We start from the raw sequence: 13,835 nt of genomic DNA, 5'->3' as shown, positions 1-13,835 counted from the left end.
CCCGGTAAGCGCGGACATAGAAGATTCGGGAGAAGTCAGCTGCAACGAGTATCGAGCAGTGAATTTCCGTCTCCGCTGCGTTTCACCCAGTCTCTATGATATATGGTACAATGACTGAATTTTTTTATCAGGTTCTTTTTATGTTGGTTTTGGGTATTGAATCCTCTTGTGATGAAACGGGAGTAGCGATTTATGATTCCGATGCTGGTTTGTTAGCGCATGCGTTGCATTCGCAAATTGATACCCATCGAGTTCATGGTGGTGTGGTACCTGAGCTGGCTTCCCGGGATCACATTAATTATTTGGTGCCTTTACTCGATAAAGTATTACAACAGGCAGGTCTTGATAAAAAAGCATTGGATGGAATTGCTTATACAGCAGGACCAGGGCTAATTGGCGCATTACTGGTTGGTTCCTGTTTTGCCAAAAGCCTGGCCTATGCATTACAAATTCCTGCGTTAGCCATTCATCATTTGGAAGCCCATCTTTTGGCGGCAAAAATGGAAACTCCTTCACTAGAATTTCCTTTTATTGCGCTTTTGGTATCCGGTGGCCATTGCCAATTAGTTGAAGTCAGCGATTTGGGGAAATACAGTATACTCGGCGATACTCTCGATGATGCTGTGGGTGAGGCGTTTGATAAAACCGCCAAGTTAATGGGAATACCCTATCCTGGAGGTCCGGTACTCGCAGCGCTTGCAGATCAATGTGAATCAACTCCATATCGCTTTCCACGTCCTATGACCGACCGCCCCGGCCTTGAGTTTAGCTTTAGCGGCTTAAAAACATTTGCCTTAAATACTTGGAATCAAAGCGCAAAAGATGAACGGGCACGCGCTGAAATTGCCAAGGCATTTCAGCAAGCTGTTGTAGACACCTTAATGATTAAATGCAAGCGCGCGGTACAAGAATCTGGGTGTAAGCAATTGGTGGTTGCAGGGGGAGTTGGAGCGAACAAAGCGTTACGTTCAGGCTTAAGTGAATGGATTCAGAGTATTGGCGGGACGATTTATTTTCCAGCTTTGGAATATTGTACCGATAATGGTGCGATGATTGCTTATGCCGGGTGTTTGCGGATGTTAAGGGGGGAAAAGGATTCAAGTACTGGAGTAGAAGTTAAGGCACGATGGCCTTTGGCTTAATTTGTTTTTCTATTTTCCAATTGGGTTCGTCCATTCTTTAATCTCATGGACGAACTTTAATGAGCATTTCTTTATTATTCGTCTTTTGGCGTCTTGGTTTTTGTTTTGGACGCAGTTGCTTTTTTAGTCGTCTTGGTTTTCTTTTCAGGTGACTCGGCCTTTTTGCTGGTTGTTTTTGTAGTTTTAGGTGTTTTTGTTGCTTTAGGTGGAGTCACTACGGTTTCGGTAATGGTGATGGTTTCTACTTCAATCTCTACTTCTGGGGCAGATGGCTCTGCTGTTCTAGCTGGTGTCGCAGCCTCTGGCGGCTCATCCTGCATAATCTCGTTAATCACATTATTCTTTAATTTAATTTTTGGTTCTTTTTTATCAATAAGTCGCACAATATTGTCTTTGTGCTTGTAGAGAACTAAGAGGGCCATGATGAAAATAGGGGGGAAAATATCCAAACGTTGGATAAGTAACAGCGAATAAAATGGAGAAAAGCCTATAGCTGTAATGGATGCTAAAGAGGAATAGCGGGAGAATTTAGCAACCAACAACCAAGTTGCTGCGACTAAAACACCGACAAGAAAATGAAAACCCAAGAGCGCTCCAATTGCCGTTGCAACCCCTTTTCCTCCTTTGAAGTCGAAGAAAACCGGGTACATATGGCCGATAACTGCTGCTAAAGCAGTAAACCCTACTGTAGCAGGGCTGGCATCCAAGAGTTTGGCGATGAGTACGGGGATAGTACCTTTGAGTATATCGGTAACCATAACCAAGGCTGCATATTTTTTTCCTGCAAGCCGCAAAACATTGGTGGCGCCAGGATTTTTTGAACCCTCAATCCGTGGGTCAGGTAAAGAAAACGTTTTACTCACTATGACTGCAGAGCAAAAAGATCCCATTAAATAAGCAAGAACTACCAAGAATATGAACAATATCACCGATTGCTCCTTTTTCGGAAAGTCACTTATTATTGAATAATCTTTATTTTCAAGCAAGTGGCTGCGTTATAGTATGAGTGTAATTCGTGGAGTTATGAGTTTAGAGTACAGTTGCCCTCACCCCTGTCCCTCTCCCAAAAGAGGGACAGGGGTGAGGGCAACTTGAGTTAAAGAATATCTTCTCTCTACCAGGGAGAGGGTGCCCGTAGGAGGGATGAGTGAACTTATGCGGGATATACTCTTTATAAGTACAGAGCCTGTAAATCATTGGTGTAACGTCTTCCTAAAGCAGTTACTTGCCAGTGGGTGTCTGTTAACGTGATGAGTTTCTTATTTGCCGCAATTTGGAGTTTAGGGAGCAGATGACTCAGTGGCAACCCCGTGGTTTGAGTAAAGAGTGCTAAAGGAATGGCTTGTTCCAAACGCGTTGTGTTGAGCATAAATTCAAAAAGAAGATCGGGAGTGTTCACTTCTTCTAGACTGGCTAAAAAGGGTTTTTCAGAGTCGAGATACTCTCTGGGTTGACGGTGCTTGCGCGTTCTTATTATTTGCTCTTTCGTAGTGATTTTGCCGTGGGCTCCGGCACCTATGCCTAAGTAATCGCCAAATAACCAATAATTTAAATTATGTCGGGCTTGTCGATCTGGTTTAGCAAAGGCAGAAATTTCATAGCGTGAAAAACCAGATTCTTTAAGTAAAGCGAGTCCTTCTTCCTCGAGAAGCCACGCTTCATCTTCAGAAGGTAATGGAGGTTTTACTTTGTAAAATACCGTATTTGGTTCTATGGTTAATTGATACCAGGATAAATGTTCGGGTTGATGCGCGATTGCCGTACGTAAATCATCGATTCCTTGAGCTACACTTTGTTTGGGCAAACCGTGCATAATGTCTAAATTGATATTATTGAAGCCGGCATTACGGGCGGATTCAATTGCACGATGAGCTTGTTGGGCATCATGAATCCGGCCTAAGGCGTGTAGATGCTCTGGGTTGAAGCTTTGAATGCCCAAGGAAAGCCGATTAATACCAATTTGTCGGTATTCAGTAAAGCGTTGTTGCTCTACAGTACCTGGATTGGCTTCCATGGTGATTTCTATGTCCTTGGCAAACGACAAAAGACGCCTCAATTCACTAAATAAGATGTCGTAGGCTTGAGCAGAAAAAAGGCTCGGGGTGCCACCGCCAATGAAAATAGAGTAAATCTCACGTGCTTGAATGTGTTGCAAATCAGTTTCTAAGTCAGCAATAAGCGCTTGAATATAATTTTGTTCTGGCAAAGTTTCAGGACTTTTGTGGGAATTAAAATCACAATAAGGGCATTTGCGGATACACCATGGAATGTGAATGTACAACGATAAAGGGATCATTACTCTTTTATACTGGCTTGTTTGGGAATGCAATAGTATCATGTTGCGAGTTTTGTAACAAAAAATGTAATCATGCATTGAGCTTTCTTTCCCGCTTCGTAAGAAAGACTGTGCAGCGGTTACCTAAAAAATAAGAGGAAATCACATGGCAAATAAACGAGTTAGAGTTGCTATTACTGGGGCAGCTGGACAAATTGGTTATGCATTATTGTTTCGTATTGCTTCCGGACAAATGTTTGGTGCAAACACGGAAGTAGAATTAAATCTGCTTGAGCTTGAAGCAGCGCTTCCTTCTCTGGAAGGAGTTGCAATGGAGCTTGATGATTGTGCCTTTCCTTTATTGAAGCGTGTTGTGTGTACTGCAGATATGAATAAGGCAATGGACGGCGTGAACTGGGCATTACTGGTTGGTTCTGTGCCACGTAAACAAGGGATGGAGCGCGCTGATTTATTGGAAATTAACGGCGGCATATTCACCAAACAAGGCCAGGCAATTAATGATCATGCAAGCGATGATGTGCGCGTTTTTGTAGTAGGTAATCCTTGCAATACAAACTGCTTGATTGCAATGCATCATGCCAAAGATGTACCTAATGATCGTTTTTATGCCATGACTACTTTAGATGAATTAAGATCACGTACTCAGTTGGCTAAAAAAGCAGGTGTTGATATCACTGCAGTCACTCAAATGACCATTTGGGGGAACCATTCTTCGACTCAATATCCTGATTTTTATAATGCGAAGATTAATGGCGTTTCTGCAGCTCAAGTGATTGATGAGTCTTGGTTGCAAGATACTTTTGTTTCTACGGTACAACAACGCGGTGCAGCAGTAATCAAAGCACGTGGTTCTTCATCTGCTGCTTCAGCAGCTAATGCCATCATCACCGGTGTGAATCATTTGGTTAATGATACTCCTGCAGGTGAATCATTCTCTATGTGTCGTAGTTCTCAAGGTGAATATGGTGTGGATGAAGGGTTAATCTTCTCATTCCCTTGCCGCCGCGAACACGGAGAGTTAAGTGTCGTTGAGGGATTACCTTTTAATGCGTACGGTCGTGAGATGTTTGACAAGACATTGCATGAGTTGAGACAAGAGCGTGATACCGTTAAGTCTTTAGGGTTGTTGGATTAAGGATCATTTCCTTTCTGTATGTTTTGCCCTCACCCCTGGCCCCTCTCCCGATAACGGGAGAAGGAATTTTAAAATGCTCCCTCTTTAGAAAAGGGATAGGCTTTTTTCTTTTTCAAAGGGGTAGATACTTTTGAATCCCTTCTCCCCTGGCGGAGAAGGTGCCTGTAGGGCGGATGAGGGTCACTTCGGTATATTTGTCATACTGATCGAATTAAAATCATTTTCTGCAAACGAAGAATGTTCTTGACGATTTTTATATTCTTCACTCTGATATATTCTAAAAAATTCTGAAAATTCTGATCGAGTCAAAATCTTTTCGGCTACCGAATTGCGTAAAAGTGCAGAAATAGAGCGTCCATTAGATAATATTCCATTGAGTTTATCCATGAGTTGCTCTACTTGGACTAGGGGATCTGGATGGTTTTGCAGCAAGTCAGGTATGTACTTAACTATTGCTTTGGCAAGTTGTTCGTCGGTTAAGTAGAGAATTAAACGTGTGCCAGCAATCTGAATAAAATTTTCTTTAGATTCCATAATCAAACGTGATAAAAATTCCGGATCTTTTTTCAAATGAGAATTTAGTCTTTTGCTAAACCCCAGAAAATTCCTATGCGCAATTAACATTGCGGGTAATTCAGGCTCTTGTTGAGGGGAAGTTCTTTCAGATATGGTGTTTAGCCAGGGGATAAGCTCCACATCATGTTGAGGATTTTGCAAAGCATAAAAATGGAGTCTGGATGAAATTTTAGGACGGTGAAGGAGGTATTTATTCCAGTCAACAATGTCCTTATGTTGCTCAGCCAGCGAATCAACGGATTTTTTTATAGGCTCAAAATTAATTCCCCACTTTTCAAAATGGGGTAAAGCAGATCCTAAAGCTTTTACCAATTTACGGAAGCTTGTTTTTTCATTAGCCTCATAGTTATCCATCGCATCTTTGAGCTGTTGAATTTCATCATAGGTGTATTTTCCATTTCTCATGGGGATCAAATGAAAAACGGCTTCAATGGCTTCGTTTAAAGAAGCAAAAGGGTCATCCATAGATTCATCCTCAATAGGAGCAGGCCCTTCTTTAAAAGTAGTTTATAAAAAATGAAAATGCCAAGCTTTTTTACATATTGCACTTAATAAATTGTTATTTCGTAAAAAAAAGTCTTAAAATCAATGATTTTGTGCTGCAACGCAGCATTTGCACGCTTTAAATTAACAGTGAAAATCAGCGGTTTGGGCGTGCTTGAATTATCCTAAAGCGACGTGATTGTATAGGATAATTCAGGTACAATAAGTCCATTATTTTTTCCCAAGCCAGGTGCGCAACATGCGGTCGTTCAAGGTAAGCTGTGTCATTATTATTGCCATTGTTTTTTGGGCTTCAGCATTCGTTGGAATACGTATTGGTTTAGCGGGCTACTCTCCAGGAGCGCTTGCTCTTTTACGATTTATTGTTGCATCACTGTGTATGTTGGTCATTTACTATAGTTTAGGAATTAAGAAACGAGTGGTATGGAAGGATCGTATTCAACTGCTGCTTGCGGGGATGGCAGGGATAGGTATTTATAATATTTGTTTGAATTATGGGGAGTTGAGCGTCTCTGCAGGCATAGCCAGTTTTGTTATTGGTTTAATGCCGGTGATGACCGTACTTTTATCACTGGTTTTTTTACGGGAAAAACTGACGCGCGGTGTTTGGTTCGGTATCTTCATCAGTATATTGGGTCTGGCTTTATTGGCGATTGGAGAGAGTTCAGAGCCTGGAATGCAACAGGGAATTCTGGCGATTTTGGTATCTGCATTAATGGGTGCGATCTTAACTATCATTCAAAAGCAATTTGTGAGTGTCTATCATCCTGTGGCAATCATTGCTTGGGTTATGTGGGGTGGCACTTTATTGTTAGCCCTATTTTTGCCTGACATGCTCCAGCAAATTCAAAGTGCTGATTTTCAAACTACCGCCGCTGTTATTTATATGGGTATATTCCCAGCCGCTCTTGCTTATTTGGCATGGGGCTACGTGTTGAAATATTTATCTGCTTCCAATGCATCCATAACACTTTATGCGCTGCCTATCGTATCCACCTTAATGGGTGTTTTTTTCTTAGATGAACACATTTCACTACGCTCCCTTGCTGGATGCACGATTACTCTGCTAGGTGCTTTTGTTGCCAATCACTTCCAGATGCGTCGAAAAGCCAATTTGGGCACACAAAGCTGAATTTTCCTCTAGATTTTCTGCATCGATGATGCCATAAGTTTGTTACTTATTCTCTGTGAAAAGATGCCAACAGGGTTTATACTTTTATTTTTCGTTTTGATGTCTTTTTGTGAGAGCACTCATGGAATTGAGAATTGATAATACCCCGTTTAAGGCCTTATTTCAGCCTTTAGATTTAGGTTTTACCCAATTAAAAAATCGTTTGTTGATGGGCTCTATGCATACTGGCCTTGAAGAAGATAAAGAAAGTTTAAATCGTTTGGCACAGTTTTATCGAGAAAGGGCACTTGGCGGGGTAGGATTAATTACCACAGGTGGCTTTGCACCCGATCGCGCAGGACGTTTAGCACCATTTGCGGCTAAATTGACGAACAGTAAAGAACAACATCGACATGAATTAATTACCCACACAGTCCATGAAGCCGGAGGCAAAATTATTCTGCAAGCCTTGCATGCAGGTCGTTATGGCTATCATCCATTTATTGTGGCTCCCAGCGGTATCAAATCGCCCATAAGCCCTTTTAAGCCTTGGGTAATGAGCCAGTATCGTATTAAAAAAACCATTAAACACTTTGCGCGTTGCGCTCGTCTTGCTCAATTTGCTGGTTATGATGGTATTGAAATCATGGGCAGCGAGGGATATCTGCTGAATCAATTTATCGTCACCCATACCAACCAACGTCAGGATGAATGGGGTGGCAGTTATGAAAATCGTATCCGCTTTCCCATTGAAGTGGTTCGCAGCGTGCGCGAAGCCGTAGGTGAGAAGTTTATTATTATTTTTCGTTTGTCGTTGCTTGATTTGATTGCGGATGGCAGCAGTTGGGAGGAAGTAGTGATTCTCGCTAAAGCGATTGAAGCAGCGGGGGCGACGCTCATTAATACGGGGATTGGGTGGCATGAGGCGCGAATTCCAACAATAGCAACCATGGTTCCTGCTGCAGCGTTTACTCATCTTACCCAACATTTAAAGCCGGAAGTTAAAATTCCAGTCATCACTTCCAACCGGATCAATACCCCTGAATTAGCGAATGAATTAATTGAGTCTGGAGTTGCGGATATGGTTTCCATGGCTAGACCCTTTTTAGCCGATCCATTATTTGCTGAGAAGGCTAAAAGAGGAGAAAGTGAAGCGATTAATGTGTGTATTGCGTGCAATCAGGCGTGTCTTGATCGCGTTTTTGTCAACAAAACCGCTTCTTGCTTAGTGAATCCCCGTGCTTGCAATGAAACAGAATTGATTTATGAGGTCACTGCACAACCCAAATCGATTGCAGTTGTGGGCTCGGGCCCAGCGGGGCTAGCATTTGCAACAGTTGCTGCAGAGCGAGGTCATCAGGTGACCTTATTTGAAAAAAACGATCAAATCGGCGGTCAATTTAATTTGGCAAAACGAATTCCAGGAAAGGAAATTTTTCAACATACACTGGATTATTTTAATTATCAGCTGCAGAAATTTAAGGTTACTATTCGTCTAAATACCGAAGCAACATTAGAGCAATTGCAGGATTTTGATGAGATTGTTATAGCCAGTGGGATTAAACCACGTATGCCCATGATTCCTGGGATTGATCATCCCAAAGTGGCGAGTTATATCGATGTGATTACGGGGAAAAAAGAGGTTGGCCAACGTGTAGCGATTATTGGTGCAGGCGGAATTGGTTTCGATGTGGCTGAATTTTTAACGCACCAACACCCAGTTCCCAGGGAGCAGTTTTACAATGAATGGGGAATTGATATTTATGGAACATTTCGAGGTGGACTTAAACCTGCTGAAATTACTCCAAGTCCTCGCGAAGTTTATTTGTTACAACGTAAAAAGGAAAAAATGGGCAAACGCTTGGGTAAAACCACGGGATGGATTCATCGTGCCAGCTTAAAGCATAAACAAGTCAAAATGATTTCTGGGGTACAGTATGATGCCATTGATGATGAAGGCCTACATGTACACATTAATGAGCAATCTCAGATTTTACCTGTAGATACAGTAGTGATTTGTGCTGGACAAGTCGAATTGGCTGAATTGTTCGCCCCCTTAAAAGAGGCAGGAAAAGTCGTACATTTGGTCGGTGGCGCTTATAAAGCATTAGAGTTGGATGCGCGTCATGCAATTGATCAGGCATGCCGTTTGGCGGCTTTGATTTGAGGGACCTTTCATCTGATTAATTTTAGAATCCCCTCTCTCACTGGTGAAAGAGGGGAGGAGGGAAAGTCTTTCACTTTAATGGCAGTTACCCTAACGGGATTATGATTTCTCAGCTCATTTTTTTGAGAAGCAAAATATTGCGTCGTTGCATTAATATTCGAAATAAATGGTTAGGTGATGCAGGCGCTAATCTAGGCTATCACTCTTTAAAATTACGGTTGAGTTTCTTTGATAATTTTATAAATATAGTGCATTATTTTGTTTATTTTGTTATTATACTGTTCAATTTTTATATCACTTAGCCTTTTGTAGGTTATGTTTTAATCGATCAGGATTTTTATGTCTCAAGAAATAACAAGCTTCGCGTCCTTTAATTTTTCAGATGCTTTAAATAAAGCACTAGAGGATATGAAGTTTACTACTCCTTCTCCAATTCAAGTACAAACGATACCTTTACTGATGGAAGGTCGAGATGCGATTGCTTTGGCGCAAACAGGAACAGGAAAAACGGCTGCTTTTGCTTTGCCTATATTGCAAAATTTATCTCCTAATGTGCAAGGTACTCAAGCTTTAATTTTGGCTCCAACTCGCGAATTAGCGATTCAAGTTGCCGAGCAGTTTGAATTATTAAGTGCTAAACAACGGGGTGTTACTGTTGCTGTTTTATGTGGTGGGCAAGATTACGGCCGTCAATTAAAACAATTAAAAGCAGGTGCTCATGTTGTGGTAGGAACTCCTGGTCGTATTTTAGATCATATCGACAGACGTACTTTGAATCTCGATAATTTGCGTACATTCATTCTTGATGAAGCGGATGAAATGTTGCGTATGGGCTTTATTGAAGATATTGAAACCATCATGGCAAAACTGCCTGAAAAGAAACAAATAGGTCTGTTTTCAGCAACTATGCCTTATCGTATTCGACAAATTGCCAACACTTATCTGCATGATCCTGTGTCCATCGAAATACGAGCAGAAACCGCTACTGTGAAAAGTATCGAACAACGATTTTTATTTGCTTCTGGACACCAAAAACCTGATGCCCTATTACGTGTATTGGCTGTAGAAGAATATCAAGGAGTGATTGTATTCGTACGTACTAAAAGCAGTACTGAAGAAGTTGCCGAAATCTTGCAACAACAAGGTCTGCGGGCGATGGCCATACATGGTGATATTACCCAAGCATTACGTGAGCGTATTATTGCGCAATTCAGACAAGGAGCTATTGATATCCTGGTCGCTACTGATGTGGCTGCTCGCGGTCTGGATGTGGAGCGCGTAACCCATGTAATAAACTATGATTTACCCCATGATAATGAAACCTATGTTCATCGCATTGGAAGAACAGGTAGAGCAGGGCGCTCTGGGGTAGCTGTTTTATTTGTAACCCCTAAAGAATCCCGTTTAATTAGCAGTATTGAGCGTCATACGCGTCAACGTATTACCAAAGTGGCAGTGCCCAATGACCATATGATTCAAACTGCACGTCAACAACGTTTCATGGCAAATATCACAGAACGTTTAGAACATGCAAACTTGCCTTCATACAAACGAATTATTGAAGAATACATTAAAGAAAATGATGTTTCTGCAGTAGATGTTGCGGCAACACTTGCTCTATTGTTAAACAAGGATTTGCCTTGGCAAAAAGAGCAAGTATTACCTAAATCTCCCCGTCCGGCTAAAGAAGGTCGTGCTGAGCGTGGTGGCAAATTTGAACGTTCTCGAACAGAGGAGCGAAAAGGTTTTGCTGCGGACAAGAAAGGTTCACGTGATGGACGTAAAAAATTTAATGATGAAGTAGCAGGACAGGATTTATTCCGAATCGATGTCGGTAAAATTCACGGTGTAAAACCAGGTAATATTGTAGGCGCCATTGCGAATGAGGCGGGTTTACAAAGTAAACAAATTACTGGTCTTAAAATTCATGACGATCATTCAACGGTGCGCCTGCCTAAAGGCATGCCTAAAGAGGTAATGAGTGATTTAACCAAAGCTTGGGTCTGTGGACGTCAGCTAAAAATTACTTTAATTGGCAGTGCATAATCTGTAACCTGGGTGCTTGAGCCCAGGCTCTCTATGCTTTATAAGCGAATAAAGCTGCTGTTGTCGCTGCAGCAGCTAGAACGACCAAGCCTGCGGTGACCGGGGTAAAAAAAGCATGAGGATTTTCAGCGTGTTCTATTTCCTTTTTCAGATTAGTTTTCATACGTACAATCTTTTCTTTCACGGAATCAATTCGTTTGTCAGGATCAGTATTTTCAGTCAGGGCCGGTAAAAAATGTTCTTGAAATGCTGTATTGGCTGAATGTATTTCATAGGCTCGTTCCTCGTTTGTTGCGTAAAAAGATAAAGAAGTACGGGCAATCGCTTCAAAAAGAGCAGCGCTTAAGCACAACTTATCGTGTTCGTTCCATTGTGAGGAGTCAGTAATTTTAGAGTTTAATTGATAGCGCCAATTATCTGCTTTATTTTCGGTAAAATGACTAATCGCTTCTGTTAATTCTTTTTCATCAGAAAGAATTTGCTCCATATAATCAAGACATTTGAGGATAAAATTTTGTTCAAAAGCCATTGTACGCGCCTCCTTGGCAAAAAATATTAATATAAATATCTTTTGCTTAGGGTGCAATCGAAAGACCTTAAAGTCTCTTTTTTGTGCATGAAATAAGCATATTTGCATTATTGTATTGTTTCCAAGAAGGGTTATATTGCATTTAACTATTTGATAAATAATTAAAAAATACAAAAAATGCGTACACTTAAAAAAATTGCTTATAAAGGATCTTTCATACTATAATGCGGAAGGCTTTTGTTTTTAAAATAACCAGATAAACTCTTCAAAATTCAGTGCGGTAGTCCTCTTTAATCAAGATGACGCTGCTTTTTTTAGGATTAGAACTTAAGGGTATTCATGAAACTGTTAGCAACTATAGGGGCTTTTTTATTCTCTGGGATTGTATGGGCTACACCTCTTCATAATATAGTTGTATTTGGTGATAGTTTGTCTGATAACGGTAATTTATATAAGTTTATGAAATATCAATTACCTCCATCTCCTCCTTATTATGATGGTCGTTTTTCTAATGGACCCGTGTGGATCGAACATGTAATCGCTTCTTACTTTCCTAAAAATGCTGGCGCTCATTTATTAGATTATGCTTTTGGTGGCGCGGGTGTATCTGAGGAAGAAGGGGCTGACGATGTTTTATTTACCCTAAGAAGAGAAGTGAACAATTATTTATCAGAACATCATGATAAAGCAAGTGAAAACAGTCTTTTTGTTATATGGATAGGTTCAAATAATTATCTTGCATTTCCTTCTGAGGTTGAGCAAACATTACACGATGTACATACAGGAATTATCCACAGCGTACAACGTTTAGTTGAAAAAGGTGCGAAACATATTTTAGTCGTTAATTTGCCTGATTTAGGAAGAACTCCTGCAGCAATTGAATTTGGTTCCGTGAATGAGATGACTTATTTTGCCAGAGAACATAATAACATGCTCAGTAAGTCGATTGATGAGCTAAAACAAGCGCATCCTGATGTACAGTGGTTGTATTATGATCTGCATCAAGCTTTTGAAGAGTTGATGTCTCATCCACAAGATTATGGGTTTACCAATTTAACGGGTACTTGTGTTAATTCAGTAGTTGAAGACATCACCAAAACATCCATTTTGAAAATGGTCGCATCAGTCAAACCTAACGCACCTCAGGATGCATGTACAGGTTATTTGTTTTTTGATTTAGTACATCCCACTGCATTGGCACATAAAATTCTTGGCGATAAAGCCAGAGAAATGTTGGATCAGGCGGGTATCGAGTTAGCGGACTAGATGCAGTAGATCATCAATACAGTCTGGATTTGCTGAAGTGCCTATAATTTGCCGTTAGCGCGAGCCAAGTCATCCTGAGCATAGTGAGGGATGACGGCCCGCTTCGCTTAACGAAGCGAATTGAGTTCATTTTTAATCGATCAGGATCAAATTTATCAGGATGATATGAAATATATTACAAGGATAGTTTTAATATTTTTCTGTTTATTTTCCATGGCTTTTGCTGACAAACTCCAAATTAAAGTTGATGGCAAAAACATTGATTTACCTTATTGGCCCGCAAAAAAGGATAAATATGGAGCCGTCTTGCTCATTAATGGTGGTGAGCAGGCACAAGCCACCGCATTGCTCGATAATTTGGCCAATCAATTGGCGGAAAATGGATGGCAGGTTGTATTACTCAATAATGACACTAGTATTACTGTGCCTTGGATCAAACAATTCCCAGAAGTGATTACTGCTTTACGAAAACAAAAAAACGTGCGTGTTGTACTTTTACATTATGGGGAGCAATTAAAACAAACATTTGATTTCTTAGGCAAATCTCCTGTACCCGAAATTGAAGGCTTGGTCCTGTTGTCTGCTTACGATGTCCCTCCTCCAAATAATACAGATAAAAAAACCGAATTAAAGATGCCTGTTTTTGATATTGTTGGGCAGTTTGATTATGATATGACCAAACAAGAAATGGCGGCCAGAAAAAAAGAATTTGGACCGAATAAAGATAATTATCTAGCTCTAGAGATACCTGGCGCCCACCATGATTATGAATATTCGCGGCAGCTACTTTTTTCCTTTATCCATGGGTGGATGGTAAAGCTTCCTGAGTTTCAACCTAAACCTCCTCCGGTTATGTACTCTTATTTGGCTCCAATTAAATTGTTTTTTAAGGAGCAAGTAGCAAAAAATCAGGAGTCTGATTGGAGCGGATATTTTGAGCATCCTCTTGAGATCGACTAAAATGGGTATTCATCTAAAAAATAAGTTGTTTTTAGTTGGCTTTGCATTCTAACAACATGCAAGCTCTTATTTCGTGTATAAAGGACATTGATAAGTGGCAATA

At 40.7% G+C, this 13,835-nt stretch carries 11 protein-coding genes; 7 read left to right on the top strand and 4 right to left on the bottom strand.

The genetic code is table 11. The features are described from left to right. Positions 1–140: 140 nt before the first annotated feature. A complete protein-coding gene (tsaD, locus tag ACF8MK_RS01825) occupies positions 141–1,142 on the top strand; it encodes a tRNA (adenosine(37)-N6)-threonylcarbamoyltransferase complex transferase subunit TsaD (RefSeq protein WP_392538992.1) in 1,002 nt (333 codons plus the stop codon). A 74-nt stretch (positions 1,143–1,216) separates the two neighbouring features. Here tsaD and plsY read toward each other — a convergent pair whose 3' ends face one another. Beyond that, positions 1,217–2,071 (bottom strand): glycerol-3-phosphate 1-O-acyltransferase PlsY, encoded by an 855-nt coding sequence (gene plsY / locus ACF8MK_RS01820; RefSeq protein ID WP_392537937.1) that lies wholly within the window; start codon positions 2,069–2,071, stop codon positions 1,217–1,219. A gap of 242 nt (positions 2,072–2,313) precedes the next feature. Further along, on the bottom strand, positions 2,314–3,438 hold the full coding sequence (hemW, locus tag ACF8MK_RS01815; protein WP_392537936.1) for a radical SAM family heme chaperone HemW: 1,125 nt from the start codon (positions 3,436–3,438) through the stop codon (positions 2,314–2,316). 145 nt (positions 3,439–3,583) lie between these two features. Between hemW and ACF8MK_RS01810 the strand changes: the two genes are divergently transcribed. Beyond that, complete coding sequence (locus ACF8MK_RS01810; RefSeq protein WP_265704202.1) at positions 3,584–4,573, top strand: malate dehydrogenase; 990 nt, start codon at positions 3,584–3,586, stop codon at positions 4,571–4,573. 180 nt (positions 4,574–4,753) lie between these two features. Here the strand turns inward: ACF8MK_RS01810 and ACF8MK_RS01805 are convergent, their stop codons facing one another. After that, entirely contained in the window at positions 4,754–5,614 is an 861-nt protein-coding gene (locus ACF8MK_RS01805; RefSeq protein WP_392537935.1) for a hypothetical protein, read from the bottom strand. Positions 5,615–5,891: 277 nt separating this feature from the next. Between ACF8MK_RS01805 and ACF8MK_RS01800 the strand changes: the two genes are divergently transcribed. The 3 genes from ACF8MK_RS01800 to ACF8MK_RS01790 all read left to right on the top strand — a co-directional run bounded on the left by ACF8MK_RS01800 (position 5,892) and on the right by ACF8MK_RS01790 (position 10,977). Beyond that, positions 5,892–6,785, top strand: coding sequence for a DMT family transporter (locus ACF8MK_RS01800; protein ID WP_392537934.1), 894 nt, complete (start codon positions 5,892–5,894; stop codon positions 6,783–6,785). Positions 6,786–6,906: 121 nt separating this feature from the next. Next, positions 6,907–8,931, top strand: a complete 2,025-nt coding sequence (locus ACF8MK_RS01795) for an FAD-dependent oxidoreductase (RefSeq protein WP_392537933.1) — start codon at positions 6,907–6,909, stop codon at positions 8,929–8,931. 339 nt (positions 8,932–9,270) lie between these two features. Then, the gene (locus tag ACF8MK_RS01790) at positions 9,271–10,977 is read left to right on the top strand and encodes a DEAD/DEAH box helicase (RefSeq protein WP_392537932.1); all 1,707 of its coding nucleotides are present in this window, start codon (positions 9,271–9,273) and stop codon (positions 10,975–10,977) included. Positions 10,978–11,008: 31 nt separating this feature from the next. Here ACF8MK_RS01790 and ACF8MK_RS01785 read toward each other — a convergent pair whose 3' ends face one another. Then, positions 11,009–11,506: a hypothetical protein gene (locus ACF8MK_RS01785; RefSeq protein ID WP_392537931.1), complete on the bottom strand. Its 498-nt coding sequence runs from the start codon at positions 11,504–11,506 to the stop codon at positions 11,009–11,011. 339 nt (positions 11,507–11,845) lie between these two features. Between ACF8MK_RS01785 and plaA the strand changes: the two genes are divergently transcribed. Both plaA and ACF8MK_RS01775 read left to right on the top strand, forming a co-directional pair. Beyond that, a complete protein-coding gene (gene plaA / locus ACF8MK_RS01780) occupies positions 11,846–12,772 on the top strand; it encodes a GDSL family lysophospholipase PlaA (RefSeq protein ID WP_392537930.1) in 927 nt (308 codons plus the stop codon). Positions 12,773–12,937: 165 nt separating this feature from the next. Then, positions 12,938–13,732 carry an alpha/beta hydrolase gene (locus ACF8MK_RS01775; protein WP_392537929.1) on the top strand — a complete coding sequence of 265 codons (795 nt, stop codon included), beginning with the start codon at positions 12,938–12,940 and terminating at the stop codon, positions 13,730–13,732. The last annotated feature ends 103 nt before the right edge of the window (positions 13,733–13,835 follow it).

This window comes from Legionella sp. 227 (genome assembly GCF_043161935.1).
GTDB classification, from domain to species: Bacteria; Pseudomonadota; Gammaproteobacteria; order Legionellales; family Legionellaceae; genus Legionella; species Legionella sheltonii.
This window is presented reverse-complemented; position numbering and strand designations above follow the sequence as displayed.